The sequence below is a fragment of the Caulobacter sp. GW821-FHT10A10 genome (genome assembly GCF_059415745.1).
The window spans coordinates 296,355-309,357 of the sequence record NZ_JBWKNV010000005.1; the positions used below are offsets into that span (position 1 = coordinate 296,355).

General features: G+C 68.9%; 10 protein-coding genes and 1 pseudogene. 6 read left to right on the plus strand and 5 right to left on the minus strand.

Annotation, left to right across the window (positions count from 1 at the left end; all coding sequences use genetic code 11):
• Positions 1-264 precede the first annotated feature (264 nt).
• From AC07NS_RS15645 to AC07NS_RS15670, 6 genes are all read left to right on the plus strand, one after another.
• Positions 265-1,056, plus strand: coding sequence for a chorismate mutase (locus AC07NS_RS15645; RefSeq protein ID WP_494604656.1), 792 nt, complete (start codon positions 265-267; stop codon positions 1,054-1,056).
• Positions 1,057-1,096: 40 nt separating this feature from the next.
• The gene (gene hisC / locus AC07NS_RS15650; RefSeq protein ID WP_494604658.1) at positions 1,097-2,212 is read left to right on the plus strand and encodes a histidinol-phosphate transaminase; all 1,116 of its coding nucleotides are present in this window, start codon (positions 1,097-1,099) and stop codon (positions 2,210-2,212) included.
• A 101-nt stretch (positions 2,213-2,313) separates the two neighbouring features.
• Complete coding sequence (locus AC07NS_RS15655; RefSeq protein ID WP_494604660.1) at positions 2,314-3,255, plus strand: prephenate/arogenate dehydrogenase family protein; 942 nt, start codon at positions 2,314-2,316, stop codon at positions 3,253-3,255.
• Between the two features lie 251 nt (positions 3,256-3,506).
• The gene (locus AC07NS_RS15660) at positions 3,507-5,132 is read left to right on the plus strand and encodes a phytoene desaturase family protein (protein ID WP_494604661.1); all 1,626 of its coding nucleotides are present in this window, start codon (positions 3,507-3,509) and stop codon (positions 5,130-5,132) included.
• A gap of 181 nt (positions 5,133-5,313) precedes the next feature.
• Positions 5,314-6,453, plus strand: coding sequence for an aromatic ring-hydroxylating oxygenase subunit alpha (locus AC07NS_RS15665; RefSeq protein ID WP_494604663.1), 1,140 nt, complete (start codon positions 5,314-5,316; stop codon positions 6,451-6,453).
• 186 nt (positions 6,454-6,639) lie between these two features.
• Positions 6,640-7,227: a TetR family transcriptional regulator C-terminal domain-containing protein gene (locus tag AC07NS_RS15670; protein ID WP_494604664.1), complete on the plus strand. Its 588-nt coding sequence runs from the start codon at positions 6,640-6,642 to the stop codon at positions 7,225-7,227.
• 41 nt (positions 7,228-7,268) lie between these two features.
• Here the strand turns inward: AC07NS_RS15670 and AC07NS_RS15675 are convergent.
• From AC07NS_RS15675 to AC07NS_RS15695, 5 genes and pseudogenes are all read right to left on the minus strand, one after another.
• Positions 7,269-7,397 (minus strand): annotated as a pseudogene (locus tag AC07NS_RS15675) (hypothetical protein); the annotation flags it as partial.
• A gap of 88 nt (positions 7,398-7,485) precedes the next feature.
• Positions 7,486-7,728 (minus strand): hypothetical protein, encoded by a 243-nt coding sequence (locus AC07NS_RS15680; protein ID WP_494604665.1) that lies wholly within the window; start codon positions 7,726-7,728, stop codon positions 7,486-7,488.
• A gap of 129 nt (positions 7,729-7,857) precedes the next feature.
• The gene (locus AC07NS_RS15685) at positions 7,858-9,183 is read right to left on the minus strand and encodes a Xaa-Pro dipeptidase (RefSeq protein ID WP_494604667.1); all 1,326 of its coding nucleotides are present in this window, start codon (positions 9,181-9,183) and stop codon (positions 7,858-7,860) included.
• A 10-nt stretch (positions 9,184-9,193) separates the two neighbouring features.
• Complete coding sequence (locus AC07NS_RS15690; protein WP_494604669.1) at positions 9,194-10,501, minus strand: APC family permease; 1,308 nt, start codon at positions 10,499-10,501, stop codon at positions 9,194-9,196.
• Between the two features lie 81 nt (positions 10,502-10,582).
• Positions 10,583-12,919: a TonB-dependent receptor gene (locus AC07NS_RS15695; protein WP_494604671.1), complete on the minus strand. Its 2,337-nt coding sequence runs from the start codon at positions 12,917-12,919 to the stop codon at positions 10,583-10,585.
• Positions 12,920-13,003: the final 84 nt, after the last annotated feature.

Sequence of the window (13,003 nt, forward strand, 5' to 3'; positions counted from 1 at the left end):
GTACAGTCGTGGCCTGTTGGCTAGGAGAGAAGGCGTCGCCGAACGCTCAGGCGTTCCGCGCTCTACCGGCCTGATCCTGTCGCCGCCACAGCGTCTCGTTCGGAGAGGCTGTACCCTCTCACCCTCCCACGCCTTCGGCGCGGGCCCCTCCCTCTCCCCATGAGAGAGGGAACATAGTACGGCGCAATTTCCTTCCCCGGCGACGCGGCTATTGCGCCCTTCGCGGCAAAGACTATGTTCCGGCCCTCATTTTCGGGGATAGACATGGGTCGCGACGCGGACGAGACGCCGCCCTCGCTGGACGAGGTCCGATGGCGCATCGACGCCATCGATAGCCAACTGCTCGCGCTGATCGACGAGCGGGCCGGCCTGTCGCGCGCCGTCGCCACGGCCAAGCGCGCCGCCGGCGACGCCGGCTTTGGCCTGCGCCCCGGCCGCGAGGCCCTGATCGTCCGCAAGCTGCTGGCCGCGCCGCGCAACGACGCCTCCGACGCCCTGCTGATCCGCATCTGGCGCGAGCTGATGGCCGACAGCCTGTCGCGCCAGGGCCCGTTCCATCTCACCGTCTGGGGCGACGGCCGCACGGTCGAGCTGGCCCGCTCGCGCTTCGGCGCCGCCCCGCCGATGCAGGTCGTGGCCGCCGACAAGGACGCCCTGGCCGCCGCCAAGACGCCGTGGGGCGTCGCTGTGCTGGGCCTGCAACCGGGCAGCGCCTGGTGGGCTCGCCTGCTGGCCGAGCCGACGCTCAACATCTTCGCCGCCCTGCCCTGCCTGACCCGCTGGGGTCCGCAGGCCGCCTTCGCGGTCGCTGAGGTCGAGGTCGAGCCGACCGGCGGCGACCAGACCTTCTGGGTCACCGACAGCGCCAAGAGCGCGTCCGCCATCGTCGAGGCCCTGGGCGCCGACGGCGTCGCCGCCGAGCCGGTGGCCGAGGCCGGCGGCCTGAAGCTGTTCTCGCTGTCGGGCTTCTACCAGCGCGACGACGAGCGCCTGGCCCGCGCGCCGGGCCAGCTGTCGGGCGTGGTCGGGGCTGCCCCCGTTCCCTTCGACGTGTAAGTAGGGCCGCGCCTCTTCAGGCGCCCCGCCGAGACCCGTGATGACCGCTTCCGACCGCTCCGCCTCGCCCCGTCCGCTGCCCAAGCCGGGGATCCTCGACATCGCCGCATACGTCGGCGGCAAGTCGAAGGTCGAGGGGATCGCCCATCCGGTGAAGCTGTCGAGCAACGAGAACGTGCTGGGCTGCAGCGAACAGGCGAAAGCCGCCTATCGCGACGCCGCCGACCGCCTGCATGCCTATCCCGACGGCAAGGCCAGCGGCTTGCGCGCCGCCGTCGCCCAACGTTACGGCCTGGAGCCCGAGCGCCTGACCTTCGGCGACGGCAGCGACGAGATCTTCGCCCTGCTGTGCCAGGCCTATCTCGAGCCCGGCGACAACATCGTCCAGGGCGAGCACGGCTTCGCCGCCTACGCCATCGGCGCCCGCGCCTGTCAGGCCGAGGTTCGCTTCGCCGCCGAGCCGAACCGCCGCATCGACGTCGCCGAAGTGGTCAAACAGGTCGATGCGCGCACCCGTATCGTCTTCGTCGCCAACCCGGCCAACCCCACCGGTACCTGGCTGACCGGCGAGGAGATCCGCGACCTGCACGCGGCCCTGCCGCCGTCGGTGATCCTGGTGCTGGACGGCGCCTATGCCGAGTTCTGCACCGATCCGCGCTTCGAGGACGGCCTGGCTTTGGCGCGCGAGGCCCGGAACGTCGTCGTCACCCGCACCTTCTCGAAGATCCATGGCCTGGCCGCCTTGCGGGTCGGCTGGGGCTATGCGGACGCCGACATTATCGATCCGATCGAGCGCATCCGCCCGCCGTTCAACACCTCGATCCCGGCGCAGGAAGCCGCGATCGCCGCCCTGGCCGACCGCGCCTTCGAGGCCGCTTCGGTGGCCCTGGTCGAGCAGTGGCGGCCGTGGCTGGCCCAGCAGCTGGGCGGCCTTGGCCTGGCCGTCACGCCGTCGGCGGCCAATTTCGTGCTGGTCGACTTTCCGACGACGCCGGGCAAGACCGCTCTCGACGCCGAGGCCTTCCTGGCCGGCAAGGGCTATCTGGTCCGCGCCGTCGCCAACTACGGCCTGCCCCAATCACTGCGCATCACCATCGGTCGCGAAGAGCACAATCGCGCGGTCGTGGATCTCCTGGCCGAGTTCGTGGGGCGGTAGGAAACTTCCCTTCCCGCCGTTCCGCCGCACTAGGATCAACCGCCGCATCACCCCCACCCAACCCTCCCCCATCGAGGGGGAGGGCTTATAAGAACAAAACCATGTCACCCACCGGCCTGCTCTATCCCAAGATGACCGTCGTCGGCGCCGGCCTGATCGGCGGCTCGGTGATCCTGGCCGCGCGCGCCCACGGCGTGGTCGGCGAGGTCACCATCGTCGACGCCAGCGAGACCCACCGCGCCCGCGCCATCGAAATCGGCCTGGCCGACCACGTCACCGGCGACCTCGCCGAGGCGGTCAAGGACGCCGACCTGGTGGTCATCGCCACGCCGGTGCTGTCGATCGGCGAGGTCGCCGCCGCCGTCGCCCCACACCTGAAGCCCGGCGCCACCCTGACCGACGTCGGCTCGACCAAGGCCACCATCGCCGAGGCCTTCCGCGCGCCCGAACTGGCCAAGGTGTTCCCGATCCCCGGCCACCCGATCGCCGGCACCGAGCAGTCGGGTCCCGACGCCGGCTTCGCCGAGCTGTTCGAAGGCCGCTGGACCATCCTGACCCCGCTGGCCGACCGCGACGACGAGGCCTACGCCGCCGCCGTCGCCAAGCTGTCGGCCTTCTGGCGGTCGTTCGGCGCCCAGGTCGAACTGATGGAGGAGAAGCACCACGACCTCGTTTTGGCCGTCGTCAGCCACCTGCCCCACCTGATCGCCTACACCATCGTCGGCAGCGCGGCCGACCTGGAGAACGTCACCGAGAACGAGGTGATCAAGTACTCGGCCTCGGGCTTCCGCGACTTCACCCGCATCGCCGCCAGCGACCCGACCATGTGGCGCGACATCTTCGTGGCCAACAAGGACGCGGTGCTGGAGATGCTGGGCCGCTTCACCGAGGACCTGCAGGCCATGAGCCGCGCAATCCGCTGGGGCGACGCCGATACCCTGCACGCCCACTTCACCCGCACCCGCGCGATCCGCCGCGGCATCGTCGCCGCCGGCCAGGAAAGCGCCGAACCGAACTTCGGGCGCGATCGCGGGAAGCACTAGTTCCTGATCCCTCTCTCTTTGAGAGGGGGAGGGGCCCGCGCCGCAGGCGTGGGAGGGTGAGAGGTTTCACCGTTTGCCGGCGGAACCTCTGAACCCGCGCCCAGATCGGGCAGTTTGAAACCCCTCACCCTCCCACTGCTTCGCAGCGGGCCCCTCCCTCTCCCTATGGGAGAGGTTTCTCCGCACGCCCCTGGACTATTTTACACTCGTATAGCAACCTCTCCCCCAGACGCCTCCTGGGGAGAGAGACGATGACCGACACCCGCGACGCCGTGATCATCGGCGGGGGCCATAACGGCCTCGTCTGCGCCTTCTACCTGGCCAGGGCGGGGATGAAGGTCACCGTCTGCGAGGCCCGCGGCGTGGTCGGCGGGGCGGCGGTGACCGAGGAGTTCCATCCGGGCTTCCGCAACTCGGTGGCAAGCTACACGGTCAGCCTGCTCAATCCGCGGGTCATCGCCGACATGGACCTGCACGGTTTCGGCCTGACCTTCCTGGAGCGGCCGATCTCCAACTTCCTGCCGATCGCCGACGACAAGTATCTGAAGCTCGGCGGCGGGCTGGAGCGCACCCAGGAACAGTTCCGCAAGTTCAGCCGTCGCGACGCCGAGATCCTGCCGGCCTATTACGCCATGCTCGACGAGATCGGCGACGTGCTGCGCGATCTGGCCCAGGAGACCCCGCCCAATCTCGGCGACGGCCTGCCGGGGATCCTGCGCGCCCTGCGCCAGGGCGGGCGGCTGGCCATGCTCTCCCGGGAGAGAAAGCGCGACCTGCTGGACCTCTTCACCAAGAGCGCGCGGGATTTCCTGAACGGCTGGTTCGAGAGCGAACCGGTCAAGGCCGCCTTCGGCTTCGACGCCGTGGTCGGCAACTACGCCAGTCCCGACACGCCGGGCTCGGCCTATGTGCTGCTGCACCACACCTTCGGCGAGGTGAACGGCAAGAAGGGCGCCTGGGGCCACGCCGTCGGCGGCATGGGCGCGATCACCCAGGCCATGGCGAAAGCCTGCGAGAAGGCCGGGGTCGAGATCCTGCTGAACGCTCCCGTCGAAGGCGTGCACGTGGACGGCGGGAAAGCGGTCGGCGTGCAGCTTGTCGACGGCCGCCAGATTATGGCCCCGATCGTCAGCGCCAACGTCAATCCGGCCCTGCTCTACAAGAAGCTGGTCGCGCCCTCGGCCCTGCCCGCCGACTTCCGCAAGGCGATCGACGGCTACAAGAACGGCTCGGGCACTTTCCGCATGAACGTGGCCCTGTCGGAGCTGCCGGACTTCACGTCCCTGCCCGGCAAGGCCGTGGCCGAGCATCACCAGAGCGGGATCGTCATCGCCCCCAGCCTCGACTACATGGACGCCGCCTATCGCGACGCCAAGGCCGGCGGCATGAGCAAGGCGCCGATCGTCGAGATGCTGATCCCCTCGACGCTGGATACGTCGCTGGCCCCGCCCGGCCAACACGTGGCCAGCCTGTTCTGCCAGCAGTTCGCCCCGACGCTTCCCGACGGCCGAGGCTGGGACGACGAGCGCGAGGCGGCCGCCGACCTGATCATCGACACGGTCGACAAGTGGGCCCCGAACTTCAAGGCCTCGGTGCTGGGTCGCGTGATCCTGTCGCCGCTGGACCTGGAGCGGAAGTTCGGCCTGATCGGCGGCGACATCATGCACGGCCACATGAGCCTGGATCAGCTGTGGGCCGCCCGCCCGCTGCTGGGCCACGCCAGCCACCGCGCGCCGATCAAGGGCCTCTACATGTGCGGCGCGGGCACGCACCCCGGCGGCGGGGTGTCGGGCAACCCCGGCCGTAACGCCGCGCGCGAGATCCTGCGCGACAAGGATTTCACCACGGCGGTGAAGCTGGCCGTGGTGGGGCGGTGATGGTCGCACGCTTTCTCCCCTCCCCTGCCTCACCAAACCCGCCTTCCTCGCCCTCGTGGCGAGGACCCATCGTTCAACCGCCCAGACTGCGCGAAGCTAGGCAAGGCAGAGGCGGCGGCGCCATGGATCCTCGCCACGAGGGCGAGGAAAGCGATCTATTTTACGCTTGGGGAACCCGAGCATGACCGCCCTCCCCAACCACGACCCCCAGTCCGACTGGGGCCTGCCCGGCTGGATCTACGGCTCGGAGCGGTTCTTCCGCGAGGAACAGGACAAGGTTTTCCGGCCATCGTGGCAGATCGTCTGCCACCTCAACGACATCCCGAAAGCCGGCGACTTCCACACCTTCGATTTCGTGGGCGAGAGCATCGTCGTGGTGCGTGGCAAGGACGGCGGGGCCAAGGCGTTCGCGAACGTCTGCCGCCACAGGGGCGCGCGGCTACTGGACGGGCCGACCGGCCGCTGCGGCCGCATTGTCTGCCCCTACCACGCCTGGACCTACGACCTGGACGGCCGACTGATCGGCGTGCCGATGCGCGACGACTATCCGGCCCTGGAGATGGACAAGCAGGGCCTGGCCAGGCTGGACCTGGAGATCTGGCGCGGCTTCGTCTTCGTCCGGCTGGAAGGAGACGGCCCCAGCGTCGCCGACATGATGGCCCCCTACGAAGCCGAGGTCGCCCACTACCGGTTCGAAGAGTTGCAGCCGTTCGGCCGCGTCACCCTGCGGCCGCGCGACGTCAACTGGAAGAACATCAGCGACAACTACTCTGACGGCCTGCACATCCCGATCGCCCACCCGGGCCTGACCCGCCTGTTCGGCAAGGGCTACGGCGTGGCGGCCGAGGCTTGGGTCGACAAGATGTGGGGCCAGCTGATCGACGAGCCGTCGAACAACCCGTCCGAGCGCCTCTACCAGGACGTCTTGCCCGACGTTCCGCACCTGCCGGACGACCGCAAGCGCCTCTGGACCTATTTCAAGCTCTGGCCGAACTTCGCCTTCGACATCTATCCCGACCAGGTGGACTTCATGCAGTTCATCCCCGTCTCGGCCACCACGACCATGATCCGCGAGATCGCCTACGCCCTGCCCGACGAGCGGCGCGAGATGAAGGCCGCGCGCTATCTCAACTGGCGCATCAACCGCCAGGTCAACGCCGAGGACACCGAACTGGTAGCGCGGGTGCAGCAGGGCATGGCGTCGCACACCTTCACCGCCGGACCGCTTGCGACCAGCGAGGTGTCATTGAGAAGCTTCGGGCGCAAGCTGCGGGCCCTGATCCCCGAAAGCCGCCTGCCGCGGCCGCCGGTGGGGTGGTGAAGACCTCTTCCCTAAACCAAGCCCGTCATCCCGGCCGCAGCGCAGCGAAGAGCCGGGACCCAGGAGCCGCCGCATCGCGCCGGCGACCGGGAGGGCGGCTAATCCAACCTCGGCGCCCAGTCCCCTGGGTCCCGGATAGCCGCTGCGCGGCTTCCGGGATGACGAGCGTTTTTGGGTCTTGAGACCATGACCCGCGCCCCCTTCACCCGCGAAGCCGCCGACGTCCGCCGCCAAGCCCTGGTCGCGGCCGCCGAGGCCGTGCTGGCCCGCGAGGGCGTGGCCGGGACGTCGGTGCGGACGATCTGCGCCGAGGCCGGCGTCTCGGCCGGCCTGCTGCGGCACTATTTCGAGGGCGTCGACGAGTTGATCGCCGCCGCCTACGAGGCGGTGGACCAGCGGATCGACGCGGCGCTGGAGACGGCCGTGGCGGCGACGGATCGCGATCCTCGCGCGCGCCTCTCGGCCTATCTGGGGGCGAGCTTCGCCCCGCCGGTGCTGGACGCCGACCTGCTGGCCGCCTGGATCGGCTTCTGGAGCCTGGTCAAGACCAAGCCCCGCATCGCCGCCATCCACGCGGCCTCCTACGCCGCCTATCGGGCGCGGCTGGAGACCCTGCTGGCCGACTGCGGCGCGCACGAGCGACGACTGGCGGCGATCGGCCTGACGGCGATGGTGGACGGGCTGTGGCTGGAGCTGTGCCTGGACCCCAGCACGTTCAGCGCGACCGAGGCGGTGCGGGCGCTGGAGACCGCCGCTGGCGCGTGGCTTGACTGAAGAAAGCGCGTTGACCCAGCTGCTCCCCCGTAGCGAAGCGTGCGGGGGAGGTGGCGCGCTGCGGATACGCAGCGTGACGGAGGGGGCGAGTGACAGAGCTCGGCGCCCAGTCTCGCCCCCTCCACCGCTTCGCGGTCCCCCTCCCCCGCAAGCGGGTGAGGAGCGGGCACGCCGACGCTCTGAAACAAACCAAGAAAAAGGCCGCCCCAACGGCGTCGGAGCGGCTTGGAAGTCAGCCTAGATTGGTAAAATTCGGGATCAGGCCGCGGCGGCGGCGCCGGCCAGGCCCTTGCGGCCCCAGGTCGGGCGGCGCACTTCCGGCTCGGCGATGTGGACCTCGGCGTAGCGGCCCTGGCTCTTCATGTGGCGGGCCAGGAGCTGGGCCAGGGCCACGGCTTCGTGCTGGCTCGGGCAGGAGCTGATCAGCTCGGGCGAGTCGTTCCAGGTCACGTGCCAGACGCCGGCGACCGGACGGACGTAGTAGTGGTTCGAGTCGGCCATGGGGAGGCTCCTTGATCGAGGCTGACGCCAGCCTCCCCCCACGGGCGGCTTCGCGACAGCTGTATCAATGCTGCACAGCAACATCGAGTTGCGCCGCACAATGCACACGCCGCGCCAGGTCTCAAGCGGTTAATTTTTTGGCGCCAGGGGAACCTGATCTTTGTAGACCACCCCGCCCTTCATAACCTTGGCCACGTCCTGCAGCACAGCCACGTCCGCCAGCGGATCGCCGCCCACCGCGATCAGGTCGGCGTAGCAGCCGGCCTGATCGCAGCCGACGTCCTTGTCCTTGCTCATCAAGGCCGCGGCGCTGGTCGTCGCCGACTGGATCGCCTGCATCGGCGTCATGCCGTACTTGACCATGTAGGGCAGCTGGCGAGCGTTCCAGCCATGGGGATAGACGCCGGCGTCGGTGCCATAGGCGATCTTGACCCCGGCCTTCACCGCCTTGCGGAAGCCTTCCCGCTGGGCGTCCGTCGTCTCGCGATTCTTGCGCAGGGTCTCGGCGGGCCAGCCGTTCTTCGTGCCGATCTCGTCGATGTAGTCGCCGTTGTAGATGTCGGCGACCAGCCAGGCTCCCCGCGCCTTCATCAGGGCGATCCCCTCGTCGTCGATCAGCGAGCCGTGCTCGATCGAGCGCACCCCGGCCCGCACCGCCACCTTGATGCCTTCGGCCCCGTGGGCGTGGGCGGTGGCGTAGGTCCCGCGCTTGGCAGCCTCCTCGACGGCGGCCTCGATCTCTTCCTTCGATAGCTCCAGCTGGCCGGGCTCGGTGCCGACGGTCAGGACGGCGCCGGTGGCGATCAGCTTCAGGAAATCGGCGCCGTGCACCAGGATGTCGCGGGTCTTGCGATGGGTGTCGGCCACGTCTTCCACCACGCCCCGGCGCATCTCGGCCGGGATGACCACGTCCGCGGCGATGCCGGTCACCTCCCCGCCCCCGCCGGGCGTCGTCACATAGGCCCCGGCCACCGACATGCGCGGACCGGGGACCAGGCCCTTGTCGATGGCGTCCCTCAGCGCCACGTCGCCGAAGGCTCTCCACGTTCCGACGTCGCGCACGCTGGTGAAGCCGGCCATCAGGGTCGTGCGGGCGTGGGCCGCGCCGATATAGGCCTGCTCGGCGGCCGTGGTCAGCAGCGGCTCGGCGATGTTCTCGGTCTGCTCCTGGTCGACGATGTGGGTGTGCATGTCGATCAGGCCCGGCAGTACGGTCAGGGTCGACCAGTCCAGCACCGGACCGTCGGCCGGGGCGCCGGTCCAAGCGGTGACGGCGACGATGCGCTCGCCCTCGATGCGGATCAGCCGATCGGTCAGCACCTTGCCGGCCACGGGATCGATCAGCCGCCCGGCGTGGACATAGGAGACCTTGTGGGTCGGCTTGGGCGTCTCGGCCGCCAGGGCCGGAACGGCGGCCAGCGCGGCGAGCGCAACCAGGGTCGAACGCAGGATCATGCCGCAGGCCTCACGCACGCGCCGCACGGCGCATCAGCAGATGGACGGGAACGCCGGCGGCCAGCAGCACCAGCCCCCACAGCACGGCTTCCTTGCCGGCGCCGAACAGGGTGAACACCGCATAGAGCCCGGCCAGGACGGCGATCACGGTCAGCAGCCGCGAGCCCGGCACGCGGCCGGCGTGCTGCAGCTTCAGCGCCGCCAGAGCGCAGGCCAGATAGGTGAACAGCGATGCCGTGGTCGCCAGGAGAGCGATGAAGGTGAAGAGATCGGCCATCGACTTGGCGTAGTTGATGCCCACCAGGGCGGTCAGGAACAGGCCCGAGACCAGGTGCGCCCGCACCGGCGTCCCGCGCGTGGACGACTGGCCCAGAAAGGCCGGGAACACCCCGCCCCGGGCCATCGCATAAGGCATCTCGCCCTGCAGCAGCACCCAGCCGTTCAGGGCCCCGAAGGCGCTGATAGCGGCGAAGGCGGCCACGGCCATGGCCGCGCCCGCCCCCCAGAACCGGCCGATGAACTCGGCCATCGGGGCGTTGGAGGCCTTCAGCGCGTCGGGCGGCGACAGCAGCACCACCGCCGAGCAGACCAGCAGGTAGATCACCCCCGTGAAGGCCGCGCCGAACAGGGTGGCGCGCGGGATGGTGCGGGCCGGATCCTTGACCTTGTCGGCCGGCACGGTGGCCGACTCCAGGCCCAGCAGCGCCCACAGGGTCAGGGCCGAGGCGGCGACGAGGCCTGGCCCGCCCAGGTCGGAGACCCGCAACGGCGCGGAGACGGCGGTCGATCCGACCCTCGTCAGCAGCCAAGCCGACAGGCCCAGCACGGCGGCCAACGGCAGCAGCTTGAGGACGGTGGTCACCACCTGCACCTCGCCGGCCAGCCTGGCGCCGAAACAGTTCACACCGATCAGCCCCCAGATCAGGCTCAGCGTGACCAGGGCGTGCAGTCCGGGAACCTTGGCGATGGCGGGGACCAGGACGGACAGATAGCTGACCGCCCCCGTGGCGATGGCGGCGTTGCCGACCCAAAGCGAGATCCAGTAGGCCCAGGCGACGATGAAGCCCGCCGTCGGTCCGAAGGCTTCCTGGGTGTAGGCGTAGGGCCCGCCCTCGCGCGGCAGGGCCGCCGCCAGCCGGGCGAAGACGAAGGCCAGGCAAAGGCCGCCGGCGATGGTGACGATCCAGCCCAGCACCCCGTTCCAGCCGTACGGGGCCAGCGAGGCCGGCAGCATGAAGACGCCCGAGCCGATCATGTTGCCGACGACCAGGGCGGTGCACATCCAGAAGCCGAGGGCCTTGGGCGCGGGCGTACTCATAAGGTCATGCTTTCACCGGCGCGAGGAACGCGCAACCGCCTCCGTCCCGAAGGACGGAGGCGGCGCATGCGTGGTCCGCGATCAGAACTTCTGGCCGAACTTCACGCCCATGGTTCGCGGCTGGTTGGGGATCACATAGACGTTGTCGCCGCAAACCGCCTCGGCGCACTGGACGAAGCGGTTGTTGCTGGCCCGCTTGTCGCCGACGTTGGTGATGTAGGCCGACAACGACCAGGTGTCGCGGCTGAGACCCGCCGACAGGTCGAAGGTGACGAAGCCGCCGCCCGTCCCCAGGATGCCGGACTCGATGTCCCGCAGGTCGGAGAAGACGTCGGACTGGCCCACGCCCGAACCCTGGACGAAGGCCCTGAAGGTGTTGACGTCGAACTCGTAGCGGGCCGTGACGTTGGCCTTGTACTTGGGCGTCACCGGTAACCGCGTGCCCGACGGCGCCTGCGGCGTGGCGCAGGTGGTCACCGGATTGCCGGCGCTGTCGGTGTAGCCGCAGTAGTTCTCGGCCAGCCGGGCGTCGGTATAGGCGGCCGCGGCGTTGATCGTCAGGCCGTGGATCACGGCCCAGGTGATGTCGGACTCCAGGCCCTTGATCTCGGCCGCGCCGGCGTTGCGGATCTCGGTCAGGCCGTTGGGGCCGAGGATCGAGAACTGGAACTTGTCCCACTTCTCGAAATAGGCCGCGCCGTTCCAGCGGAAGCGGTTCTGGGCCCAGCTGGTCTTCCAGCCGAACTCGTAGTTCTTCAGGTAGTCCGAAAGGTACGGCGCGAGCGTGCCGCGCCGGTTGATGCCGCCCGGCCGGAAGCCTTCCGAATAGGTGACGTAGACCAGCTTGTCGTCGTCGACCTTGTAGGTGAGGTTGAACTTGGGCGTGTTGCCCGTCTCCTTCACCCGCTTGTCGAGGTTGGTGCAGGGCGAGCCGGCGACGACCGGCCCCTTGAAGCACGCCGCCACGCCGGTGCCGCTGCTGTAGCCCGATCCGTAGCCGTAGAAGCCGACCAGCGAGTTGTCGGCCTTGAAGAATCGGACGCCCGCCGTCGCCGTCAGCTTAGGCAGGATGTCGAACGACACCTCGCCGAAGGCGGCGCTGTCGCGGTCGACGCGCTTCTGTTCGGTCAGCCAGATGGTGCCCGGATGGCCCTCCACCGACAGCGACTCGCCCAGGGCGTCGATCTTGTAGTCCTGGTGAATGCCGTGGGTCTGGCGCTGGTAGAACAGGCCGGCGACGAAACGCAGGCGGTTCTCCTGCGGCGAGCTCACGCGCAGCTCGTGGCTGACCTTGGAGTAGCGGTCCTTGCCGTTGATGTACTGCGAGGGGTCGACCGGGTTACCCGCGTCGTCGGTCCAGTAGGCGCCGTAGCCGTACAGCGTGTCGTAGAAGTAGGAGTAGTCGGTGTAGTCCTGCTCGGTCAGCACCGTCCGCTCCAGGTACGAACCGGCGTAGACGATGTCGAGGTTGCTGATCTTGCCCTCGACGGTCAGGGCCGCCTGCACCCAGCGGTCGTCGGCGCTTTCCGGATAGTAGTGGCTGATTTCCAGGTCGCCGACCTCGGGATCGTAGCCGGCGAAGCCGTTCGACTTCTGCACCTGGCCCATGACCTGGGGCGTGACCGACCAGTTGTCGCCGATGTCGACCTTCACCGCCGCCCGGGCGCCGTAGGTCTCGGTGTCGTTGTAGTCCTTCTTGGCCACGCTATCGTTGTCGATGGTGACGCCCGAGGTCGGATAGGTGCGGGTCGACGGCACGTTGTCGATGTAGCCGCCGGTGCGCTTGCTCCAGCCGACCAGGCGCACGGCGACCGTGTCCGACAGCGGCTGGTTGACGAAGCCCTCGGCGACATAGCCCGCATCGCCGCCGGCGATCGTGTTGACCTCCAGGTCGTAGCCGGCCTTGAAGCTGGCGGTGCTCGGCTTGTTGGTGATGATGCGGATGGTGCCGGCCTGCGAGCTGGCGCCGTACAGCGTGCCCTGCGGACCGGCCAGGGCCTCGACCCGGGCGATGTCGTAGACGTGGATGTCGAGCGCGCCCTGGATCGTGGTGATCGGCTGCTCGTCGAGATAGATGCCGACGCTGGGCAGCGAGCCCGAGTGATTGCCGTCGCCGCCGCTGGCCACGCCGCGCATGTAGACCTGGTTGAAGCCCGAACCGGAGCCGGTGAACGACACGCTGGGCAGGAACTTCACATAGTCGGCGAAATTGGTGACCTGCAGCTGCTGCAGCTTGGTCTCGCCCAGCGCCTGAATGCTGACCGGAACGTCCTGCAGGTTTTCCGAACGCTTCTGGGCGGTGACCACCACCTCTTCCAGCGCCACCCCGCCGTCCTGTGCGAGAGCTGCTCCCCCGAGCGCGCTTGACGACATCAGGGCCGTGACCAGCAGGCCCGACCTCATTGTTTTTGAACGCATAATCGGCACGTGTTCACTCCTTGGCCCCAGAGAGAACGACGTTCTTTCAGTTAATCCAGGGTCGCAAGCAGCAAAGCTTCGCGT

Bases quoted from the DNA above. Each gene is read 5' to 3' on its own strand.
- AC07NS_RS15645 (WP_494604656.1), top strand. From the start codon at position 265: ATGGGTCGCGACGCGGACGAGACGCCGCCCTCGCTGGACGAGGTCCGA.
- hisC (WP_494604658.1), top strand. From the start codon at position 1,097: ATGACCGCTTCCGACCGCTCCGCCTCGCCCCGTCCGCTGCCCAAGCCG.
- AC07NS_RS15655 (WP_494604660.1), top strand. From the start codon at position 2,314: ATGTCACCCACCGGCCTGCTCTATCCCAAGATGACCGTCGTCGGCGCC.
- AC07NS_RS15660 (WP_494604661.1), top strand. From the start codon at position 3,507: ATGACCGACACCCGCGACGCCGTGATCATCGGCGGGGGCCATAACGGC.
- AC07NS_RS15665 (WP_494604663.1), top strand. From the start codon at position 5,314: ATGACCGCCCTCCCCAACCACGACCCCCAGTCCGACTGGGGCCTGCCC.
- AC07NS_RS15670 (WP_494604664.1), top strand. From the start codon at position 6,640: ATGACCCGCGCCCCCTTCACCCGCGAAGCCGCCGACGTCCGCCGCCAA.
- AC07NS_RS15680 (WP_494604665.1), bottom strand. From the start codon at position 7,728: ATGGCCGACTCGAACCACTACTACGTCCGTCCGGTCGCCGGCGTCTGG.
- AC07NS_RS15685 (WP_494604667.1), bottom strand. From the start codon at position 9,183: ATGATCCTGCGTTCGACCCTGGTTGCGCTCGCCGCGCTGGCCGCCGTT.
- AC07NS_RS15690 (WP_494604669.1), bottom strand. From the start codon at position 10,501: ATGAGTACGCCCGCGCCCAAGGCCCTCGGCTTCTGGATGTGCACCGCC.
- AC07NS_RS15695 (WP_494604671.1), bottom strand. From the start codon at position 12,919: ATGCGTTCAAAAACAATGAGGTCGGGCCTGCTGGTCACGGCCCTGATG.